A 9,658-nucleotide genomic window follows, 5' to 3' on the forward strand; every position below is an offset into this window, starting at 1 on the left:
GCGTAAAAAACCCAGTTTCGAGGAGTTGGAGTGCGCCCAGGACTATAAATGCTCAACACTTAAAAACCCAAATCAACCGCAATTCGGTGCGCGCAAGCAAACCCAGAAAACGCCACCGCATTTAAACCCTGTCCGGGAAACGTACTGTCCCCCACACAATACAAACCAGGCATAGAAGTTCGATTAAACGGCATTCCCAACAAACCCATTAGTTTCTGTCGCGGAATCGGCCCGTAAGTTCCGTCTTCGCGACCCAAAAAGCGGCGGTGAGAGCGCGCCGTCCCAACTTCCATATAATCCAAACCGGCATCTAAACCGGGAAAAATCTTTTCTAATCTTTCAATAATTCTCCCTCCCGCCTCTTCCTTTTTATCCTCGTATTCCTGCTGCGAAAGTCCTTCCCACTCTTCCATCCAACTCGACGTAAAAGCGTGAACGATGTGATATCCTGCGGGAGCTAAATCCGGGTCGAGCACGGTCGGAATTGACACCAAAACAGTTCCCTCGGGCGCTTCCATTTTGTCCCAATCTTCTAACAAAATGTGGTGGCAGGCACTACCGGCAGGGATTACGCTTGCTTCCACTCCCAAATGCAAACTCAAGAAACTGGGGGCTTTTTGATAGCGCTGCTGCCATTTCTTTTCGGTAGTGGGCATCTCTTCTGCAGGCAGCAATTTTTCAAAAGTATCCCACCGCGTGGCGTTAGAAACTATCCGTTTTGCCCGGTAAACTTCGCCGGTTGCTAGCTCGACTCCGACAGCGCGGCCGTTTTCTGTAATAATTTTTTTCGCCTTAGCTTTGTATTGAATTTTCCCGCCGCATTTTTCTAATCCTTCTACTAATTTTTGGGCGATTTGACCGACTCCGCCTTTGGGATAATTGATGCCGCCGTAATGTCTGTCGGAAAATACCATTCCGGCGTTAATCATCGGCGTCAAGTCTGCGGGTACTACAGACCAGTAGTAGCATTCCATGTCGATAAATTTCAGCAAAGTAGGGTCTTTGATGTAGCGCCGCGCTATGTCGCCAGTATTTTGAGGCAGATATTTTACCAATCCCAAACAGGCTAAAGGATTCTGAAAAAAGACTCGAACTAGATATCCGGGTTCTTCTAGGGATAGCAATTCCATGCCGTTGAGGCAGTTAAAGACGTTCCAGCATTCGCCGTAAAATTTGTGGATTCCTTCGCGTTCGTGAGGGAACCTGTCTGTTAATTCTTGCAAGTATTTATCATAAGCCTGGGGAACTTCAAGTTCCAAGCCGCTGGGTAAGTGATAGTGAAGTTGTACGGGGTCGGGAATCGTTTCTAAGGTGACGTTGACTGCTTTCAGGGCGCGGGTGAGGAGGTTGGTGGTGCCACGCTGTCCGAAGCCAAAAATCATGGAGGCGCCGACATCGAATCTGTAGCCTTCTCGATCGAAATATCCAGCGCTACCCCCTGGAATTGTATAGCTTTCGAGCACTAAAACTTTGGCTTTCTTAGCCGCTAGCTGGGTGGCTGTCACGAGTCCACCAATGCCGGAACCGATGACAATCACATCAAACTCTTGCTGTTTAGGGCGGGAGTTGGGAGAAAATAACTGGGATTGGGTAGGAGCTGACATTAGCTGAAAAATCTTAATATTTCTCTGATTTTACAGTCGATCGCCCTCTCTGAACTGTTGCCTCTGCTATTTTCCCTTTGTATATCTAGCTTTCTGCCTTTTTCACCCTTGACTTCTTCACCCTTGACTTTTTCCGAATTCTTTCCCCAAAAAAATGCGGGAACAGTCTACCATTGCCGACTGCCCCCGTCTGCAGATCCTTTGAGAGGAGAACACTGAAAATTACTATAGCCTTGTTGCTAATTAATGTCAATACTATTAAAAAAATATTTCAATAAGCGGATGAAGGCCGATCGGCAAATGGGTTCTAACTCACATCTTGCACAATTCTCAAGAACAGGCAAGATGCCTGTTCCACAAAGAGTGAGTTTTCTTGTGGGGTGGGCAGGAGAGCCCGCCCGTGAAAGGCTTATTAATAATGGTGCAAGATGTCAGTGCTAACCGACGGCTGGTGGTTGTCGCAATAGTCCGGCAGTCCGGCGGGGGTTTGAACCCGCTCCGGCAATCTGGAAAATGGTGCTCTTGGGTCGATTCTCACTCTCTGGCTTGTATGCGCCCTCAAGGATGTGATAAGTTGCACAGAGCGATCGATCGCCCGTTGGCGAAGCCCTCGAAGACGATCGACCGCACCGCATAAAATCGCTCAAACCTAGCACTCTTCCCAATTTTCTAATGTCCCTGCAACTGCGCGTTTACGTTCCCCCGCATCCGTTAATTAAACACTGGCTGGCTGTCGCCCGCGACGCTGCCACCCCCTCGGTACTTTTTCGTTCTGCGATGACAGAATTGGGAAGGTGGCTGGCTTACGAGGCAATTAGAGAGTGGCTGCCGACAGTGGAAACAACGGTGCAGACGCCTTTGGCAGAATGTCCGGCGACTTTTATCAACCCGGAAGCTCCGTTAGTTGTGGTACCGATTTTGCGGGCGGGTTTGGCACTGCTCGAAGGAATTCAGACGGTTGTGCCGCTGGCGTCGGTTTACCACCTCGGCATGGCAAGGAATGAGGAGACGCTGGAACCAACTTGTTATTTGAACAAGTTGCCGGCGCAGTTTAACCCGGAAACGCGGGTGATAATTAGCGAGCCGATGCTGGCGACTGGTGGCACGATTCTGGCGACAATGCAGGAATTGACTGCACGGGGGATTGACCCGAGCTTGATTCGGATTATCTCTGTGGTGGTTGCTCCTGGGGCTTTGAAGAGGCTGAGTGCAGAGTACCCGAGTTTGATTATTTACACGGCAACGATCGACGAAATCTTAAACGAACAGGGCTTTATTGTACCTGGTTTGGGAGATGCGGGCGATCGAACTTACGGTACATGAACCAGTCAGTCAGTCAATTTTAGATTTTAGATTTTAGATTTTAGATTGACTCGACAGATAAATCTGGGGGCTTGTATCCATTTTTGGGTGCCGTGAGTTGTTGCAGAAATCAGTTGCTGAAATATCCGGCAAAAAAGATGACCCTGGTTTGGTAAAAGCAGGCACAGAGAAAGTTAAAATCAAAAGTACAAGTCAAAAATAAATAGCGTTTAGCACTCATTGCCCGTGAAACTTGATTCTGTTCCGCCAAGCTTGTCTGCTTCTGACTCAGTAAAGCTCAATTATGATTTGCCACAACAGGTACAACTACAAATAAAAGAGGTTTCTGAGATTTGTGCTGCTTTAACCCCGGATCCCGCTGAACAATCAGTGAGTGCAAATACCGATATTTGTCAGGAAGAAAAGAAACTGAAGTCGCAGCACTGGGCAATTTTTGCCTCGACTTTTGCAACTATTTTTTTTGCTGAAATTGGAGACAAAACTCAGCTCGCAATTTTGCTGATGACGGCTGAATCTCGGAATCCTTGGATTGTGTTTGCCGGTGCGGGTGCGGCTTTGATAGCAACCAGTTTGCTGGGAGTTTTGCTGGGAAGGTGGCTGGCTAGTCGGATTGCTCCAAGAACTTTGGAGAGAGCTGCAGGAGTGATTTTGCTGGCGATTTCGGCGGTTCTGCTGTGGGAAGTGCTGGGTTAATTGTCTGCCTGTCGGTAAGTCCTAGATTTCTACAAGAGTTAACTAAGAACTAAAAAAACATGGACTGGCAACTTTTGGGAGTAACTTTTATTACAGTTTTTTTGTCAGAATTGGGAGACAAAAGTCAATTAGCTGCGATCGCCCTCGGCAGTAGTTGTAACTCGCCGCGGGCTGTATTTTTCGGTACGGCGTCGGCGCTGCTGCTGGCGAGTTTAATCGGCGTGGGCATCGGCTTGGGCACGGCAGAGGTGTTGCCGGAGGGATTGGTAAAGGCGATCGCAGCGATCGGATTTGCGGTGATGGGCTTGCGCCTGCTGTGGCCAAAAGCAGATTTACCCGAAGCATCCGAGTAGGGCGTGCCCTCAGTCGATATTATTCAAATATCTCTTCTCTTGATCTGCGTGAATCAGCGTCAATCCATTGTCATCTGCGGTTCAGAAATTCTCTTTTTTTAACCATTGTCATCTGCGGTTCAGAAATTTTCTTTTTTTAACCGCAGATACAGGCAGATAAACACAGATTAACGCCGATGAATATCAAAGCCGGTGTTTACCGCTAAAATTTTAAAAATTAGCGGGGGGCGTGAATTCACGCCCCCCGCCGCTGCTGGTTGAGTTTTTTTCTCAACTCAACCTCTGAGCCTGGTGTCGATTAAACTTGGTTTTGGTAGCACCAGCCCAGCAGGGTAGCGGCGACAGCCAACTTCAGCGCTTCTAAGCCAAAATACCCTTGGTGCAGTTGATTCATCCCGGCGGGTACTTCTGCTGCGTCAGCGAACAGATTTAGGTGCATTCCCAAGGCGCTCATTTGGGGCGTCAGGGCGTAGGTGTCAATCAGGGCGATCGCCAGAAGTACCAATGATAATATGATTGCTGTGCGGCTGCGCTTGCCGAAGTCACCGACTAAATTGTTCAAAACCATCACACCCGTTGCCACCAGGCCGGCACAGATTAACTCAACGCGGTTGAATCCCCAGAACATTAAATTTCCGGCCGTTGCAAACTCGGGAGATGTCGTCATGCCAGATACGTAGAGACTAGGCATAATTACTAGATCCAAAATCAGGCTACCGCTGAGCCAGAAAATTAAGGCCACCATGACAATTGCTTGCCAGCGGGGTTTGATTGATTCCACTCTCGATGTTGTAATAGCTGTCATAAAAAAAGTTCGGTAAGTGGGAAACTCAGAGACTTTAGTCCTGAGAGGAAAACGACCCGGCGATTTCAATCGCCTTGAATCCCCTTTCGGGGTTGGAGAGGTATGGTTGCCTCTGGGGTGAGGTATGGCTGCCTCAATCTCCCTTTCGGGGTAATGTTCGCTTTGCCAATGTTATAAAGGCTTGTCACGCTTACAGCACTGTTTCAGGGACTTTAAAACTGTTTAACTGTAAACAACAGAGCGGAAAACTAGCGTCGCATTCACCGGTGTTATGACCTAAATAACGTAGTCAGTTAAGACTTAGGCGGGTCAGTACAGCTTGCTTGATTTCTCTTACAAGCTCAGTGGCTTTAGCCCTGAGTTACTGACATTATTCGACCCTCTAAAATTTTTTTCTGCCTTTTTTACAGTTTAACTAACTTTTTTCTCAAATTGTGTTAAGTATTTTTAAATTAATGGTAACTTTTTTGTAACAGACCCTAAATAATTGTTAAGCTCACTTATGTTTGTCATCACCTCGGTTAACTCATACTACTAATCGTGAAAAAGTAGGGAATAAATTAATAATTACTCACAATCCTGGACGCACTGCGACCAAAGACATCGGTTTTTGACCGTGATTAAAGACCCTAAGGTATTTTTCTCATAAAAAACCCGGGTTTCTGCGATCGCGAACTAACTCCTCATTTAACTTTAATGCCTAAACTTCAATTATCATCTTGGTGGCCACGTCTTCCCCCTCAAGTCTGGATTCTTGCCGTTGGCAGATTCCTCTCCCAAAGCGGCACCGGTTTTACTTTATTTTACGCGCCGATATTTTTTGTCGATCGCGTGGGCTTATCTGCTACTGCTGTTGGGATCGGTTTGGGTAGCGGTTCAGTTTCGGGAATATTTGGCAGAATTTTGGGCGGTTCTTTTTGCGATTCCAAATTTTGGGGAAGGCGGCGTACTTTATTGCTGGCGGCAATTATTTCGGCTGCTGCTTCTTTTATACTGGCGGCGACTAATGATTTCGCCGGCTTAATTGCGGGCAATTTACTGATGGGTTTGGGCGTGGGCTTGTATTGGCCTCCAACCGAGACGATGGTGGCGGATTTAACCGAGGGCGAACAGCGACAGGAAGCTTTTGCTTTGACGCGGCTGGCTGATAATTTGGGTTTGCAAGTTGGGATTATTTTGGGCGGTTTGTTGATTGCGGTAACGGGTAATTATCGATCGCTCTTTATTATTGATGGTATCTCGTTTTTAGTGCTGTTTGCGGTAGTTGCGATCGCGATCGCCGAAACCTACAAACCAGCTAAGTCCGCGGATAGAGGCAAAAAAAATCGAGAAAATGGCTGGATGGTGGCGCTGAGTGATCGAAGTCTTCTAGTTTATGCTTTAGTAAATACTCTGTTCACATTATATATTTCCCAAATCCAAACCACAATGCCGCTGTACTTTAGCAAGTTTGTCGCGGTGGGAACGGGAACAGGCTTTTCAACGGGTACAATTACCGTTTTGTTTGCTTTTAGCACGTTTTTAACTGTGGCTTTGCAACTGCCGGTTGTTAAAGCTTTGAGGCGGTTTTCCCATCCGAAAGCTTTGATGATTTCTGCGCTGCTGTGGGGAATGGGATTTATCGCGATCGGCTTGACGGGAATGGCTGCAACTGGCAATCTATTTTTAGCTGTTTTAGGCTTGAGCTTTTTGTCGGTTGCGACTGTTGCTTATACGCCTTTTGCTTCTGCTTTGGTGGTGGATTTAGCGCCGGAGTCTTTGCGGGGTGTGTATTTAGCAGTTAGTTCTCAGTGTTGGGCGATCGGCTATTTAATCGGGCCACCGCTGGGCGGTTTGGCTTTGGATAGAGGTAAATGGGCTGCCGATAATTTTTGGCTGGGTTTGGCTTTGAGTGTCGGCGCTGCTATTGTTATTTTGCAAAAGCTCGATCGAATGTTAAAAAAATAGTTGCCTAAATCCCTGTTCCGTGATACTATATGCCTATTTTTTTTTACACAGGCTCGATCGAATGTCAAAAAAATAGTTGTCTAAATACTTGTTTTGTGATAGGTTATTCTGCTATATATTATGAAAAATATAATAATTATTAATTAAAAACTTTGTGGTTGTGGATGCCAAATAGATTTATAATTCTCGAAACGTAAGAGCAATTTTACCATCTATTTTGTGAGGAGTTGTAATGAAAGCACATTTACTCTTTAGTGCTAGCGCAATAGGTTTAGTTTATCTACTTGTCGGTTCTCTACCATTGGCAGCGATGCCTCTCGTCCCTGAGAAACAGACATTAGGTACTGAAGGAGTGAAAGAATTAGAGACTGAAATCAGCCTGAATACAAGTAGTGTTGACAATCCGGTCAAAATTCCGGGAATAAATGAATTAAAACCCGCCGATGCGGTGGAAGTTGAAAATACGGGCGATCACCCCGTCGTCTCAACAGCCAAGGAACTCGCCCCTCTCCCGCAAGAGGCCCCTCAACTCAATCGGGGACAAACAGCAACATTTACCGCAGAAAATACGCCGAAAAACTCATTAAAGTTAGCTGAAAAACCAGCTAACCCAGAGCCAGCCTCAGTTACAGAAGAAATATCTGTTACCCCTTCTCAAAACCAGGAGACACCAGCAGAATTTACGGCAGAAACATCAGTCATTCCTGCCCAAAACCCAGCCGCACCAGCTATTGCCCAAACAGGCATATCTGCGCCAGTACCAACAGAAACTTCTACTGCCCAAAAGTTGGCTGAAATCGAAAACAGCAGTTCCTTAGAACCCGCAGCAACCAACAGCGAAACCGAGGAGTCGAGCGAACTACAACAAGTAACATCTGTATCTCAACTCTCCGACGTGCGCCCGACGGACTGGGCATTTCAAGCCCTGCAATCTCTAGTAGAAAGATACGGCTGCATAGCAGGATATCCAGACGGGACATTCCGAGGCAATCGGGCAATGACTCGCTACGAATTTGCGGCCGGTTTAAATGCTTGCTTGGATAAGGTTAGTGAGATCATTAGAGCAAGTAAATCCAACTTAGCGACGAAAGAAGACTTAGCCGCATTGCAAAGATTGCAACAAGAATTTGCAGCCGAACTAGCCACTTTGCGGGGTCGATTAGATACTTTAGAAGCCCGTGCCGCCTCAATAGAAACCAATCAATTTTCGACAACAACTAAACTCAGTGGCGAAGCAATTTTTAGCGTTGCCGATACTACCAAAAACAATAACAGCGATACTCAGACAGTTTTAAACTACCGAGTGCGCTTGAATCTGCTGACCAGTTTTACAGGCAAAGATACCCTAATAACTGGCTTGCAAGCTTACAATATTCGCAGCTTCGGCCCTAATTTAGCTTTGTCAACAGGGGCATTTAGTGGTTTGTCCGACAGTCAAGCAAAGCTGAGTTTTGAACCGCAATTCCCAGGAATTAATCCAGAGACTCTATCTAGCACTGACGCCAATACTGTTGAACTTTACAAACTGCTTTACGTCTTTCCAGTTTCTAATAGTATCACTTTATTTGCCGGCCCGAAAGCAGAAACTTCCGACGCTTTTCAAGCAATCACTCCCTTTGCTGGAGAAGGCCAAGAAGCCGTCTCTAGGTTTGCAGGTTATAACCCTGTAGTCCGCGTATCCGGTGGCACTTCAGGCAGGGGTTTGGCATCAGCAGGCGGGTTTATTTGGAACATTTCCCGCAAGCTCAATCTCACAGCTTTGTACGGCAGTGTAAATGCAGCCTTGCCCGTTGATTTAGGCTTTCCAGCCACGCCTTTAGGAGCAGGTGCATTTGAGGGAAGTACCGTGGCTGCGGCGCAGTTAACTATTAAACCTACCAGCAGTATCGACATAGGTTTAAATTACGCTTACAGTCGCCACAAATTGAATATTCTTGCTACAGGATTAGGTGATGCCGATTTGGGTTCTATTTTGGGAGCAGATAGAGAACCTGTTAGCGGTGGCGTGAGGATGAATTCGTTTGGCGGTACCGCAACTTGGCGGTTTTCTCCGAAAATTGCTATTTCTACCTATGGAGGTTGGATAATTGCTGACGCTGAAAGAAGCAATGCTTCTACCACTTTTAACAGTTGGATGGTAGGTTTCCATTTCCGAGATTTGTTCGCACAGGGCAATAATGCAGGTATTCTGTTTGGACAGCCACTCGATCGCGATTCAGTAAGTGGCGGTGCTCGCTTTCAGCAAAACAAAGCAACTCCTTACCATTTAGAAGCTTATTACCGCTTCAAAGTCAACGATAATATCAGCATTACACCCGGAGCTTTTGTGCTGTTCAATCCGGAAGGAACTAAGGATAATGACACTGTAGGGGTGGGAGTCCTGCGCACAACTTTTACCTTCTAAAGAAAGTCGCGATACTATCTGCAATTGGCAGGAATTGATGCTGTTGCCGCTTAAGCACTGCTAACCTAGATAGGACTTACGCACGAGTACGCATGGGAACCTAGAAACCGGGTTTTTTTTACCAAAATAGTTTGTTAGAGCATCGCAGACTTGGTAAAAAACCCGGTTTTTGAGCGTCGGAGTGCGCCTAGGACTGACTTGGTTAAACCCTCAATTAGACAGGACTTACGCCTGGGGGACCTAGAAACCGGGTTGATGGGCGAAAATACTTGGTTCGACCCAGCAGATTCGGTAAAAAACCTGCTGGTTGAGCGAAGTCGAAACCCGGTTTCGAGGAGTCGGAGTGCGTCCAGGAGGGCAATTATCAATTACCAATTCCCAATTACCGATTATTTTCGTCGATCGTCCAATTTGCGGTAAACTGCTCTCAAATCAACTTGATGGTGAGCCAAAGCAACTAAAGCGTGATAAAATAAATCCGCAACTTCCCCAGCAATCCCCTCTTTGTCGTCATCTTTGCAAGCCATTA

Annotated in this window: 8 protein-coding genes and 1 pseudogene; 6 read left to right on the plus strand and 3 right to left on the minus strand. The window is 46.6% G+C overall.

Annotated features, from left to right (window positions below; genetic code table 11):
* Positions 1–59: 59 nt before the first annotated feature.
* Positions 60–1,604 (minus strand): carotenoid isomerase, encoded by a 1,545-nt coding sequence (gene crtH, locus ACUVJL_RS26385; RefSeq protein ID WP_445248545.1) that lies wholly within the window; start codon positions 1,602–1,604, stop codon positions 60–62.
* A gap of 400 nt (positions 1,605–2,004) precedes the next feature.
* Here crtH and ACUVJL_RS26390 point away from each other — a divergent pair, with 400 nt between their 5' ends.
* The 4 genes from ACUVJL_RS26390 to ACUVJL_RS26405 all read left to right on the plus strand — a co-directional run bounded on the left by ACUVJL_RS26390 (position 2,005) and on the right by ACUVJL_RS26405 (position 3,973).
* Positions 2,005–2,241 (plus strand): hypothetical protein, encoded by a 237-nt coding sequence (locus ACUVJL_RS26390; RefSeq protein WP_445248546.1) that lies wholly within the window; start codon positions 2,005–2,007, stop codon positions 2,239–2,241.
* Positions 2,242–2,276: 35 nt separating this feature from the next.
* A complete protein-coding gene (gene upp, locus ACUVJL_RS26395) occupies positions 2,277–2,927 on the plus strand; it encodes a uracil phosphoribosyltransferase (protein WP_445248547.1) in 651 nt (216 codons plus the stop codon).
* A 225-nt stretch (positions 2,928–3,152) separates the two neighbouring features.
* On the plus strand, positions 3,153–3,620 hold the full coding sequence (locus ACUVJL_RS26400) for a TMEM165/GDT1 family protein (RefSeq protein WP_445248548.1): 468 nt from the start codon (positions 3,153–3,155) through the stop codon (positions 3,618–3,620).
* A gap of 59 nt (positions 3,621–3,679) precedes the next feature.
* Positions 3,680–3,973: a TMEM165/GDT1 family protein gene (locus ACUVJL_RS26405; protein WP_445248549.1), complete on the plus strand. Its 294-nt coding sequence runs from the start codon at positions 3,680–3,682 to the stop codon at positions 3,971–3,973.
* A gap of 298 nt (positions 3,974–4,271) precedes the next feature.
* On the opposite strand, the gene ACUVJL_RS26410 is transcribed toward ACUVJL_RS26405, so the two are convergent.
* Positions 4,272–4,778, minus strand: coding sequence for a hypothetical protein (locus ACUVJL_RS26410; protein ID WP_445248550.1), 507 nt, complete (start codon positions 4,776–4,778; stop codon positions 4,272–4,274).
* A 696-nt stretch (positions 4,779–5,474) separates the two neighbouring features.
* Here ACUVJL_RS26410 and ACUVJL_RS26415 point away from each other — a divergent pair.
* Positions 5,475–6,725: an MFS transporter gene (locus ACUVJL_RS26415; RefSeq protein ID WP_445248551.1), complete on the plus strand. Its 1,251-nt coding sequence runs from the start codon at positions 5,475–5,477 to the stop codon at positions 6,723–6,725.
* Between the two features lie 232 nt (positions 6,726–6,957).
* Positions 6,958–9,129, plus strand: coding sequence for an iron uptake porin (locus ACUVJL_RS26420; protein WP_445248552.1), 2,172 nt, complete (start codon positions 6,958–6,960; stop codon positions 9,127–9,129).
* Positions 9,130–9,518: 389 nt separating this feature from the next.
* Here ACUVJL_RS26420 and ACUVJL_RS26425 read toward each other — a convergent pair.
* Positions 9,519–9,658: pseudogene (locus tag ACUVJL_RS26425) on the minus strand (bifunctional phosphoribosyl-AMP cyclohydrolase/phosphoribosyl-ATP diphosphatase HisIE); the annotation flags it as partial.

The sequence above is a fragment of the Microcoleus sp. OTE_8_concoct_300 genome, assembly GCF_031383065.1.
Classification (GTDB): domain Bacteria; phylum Cyanobacteriota; class Cyanobacteriia; order Cyanobacteriales; family Microcoleaceae; genus Microcoleus.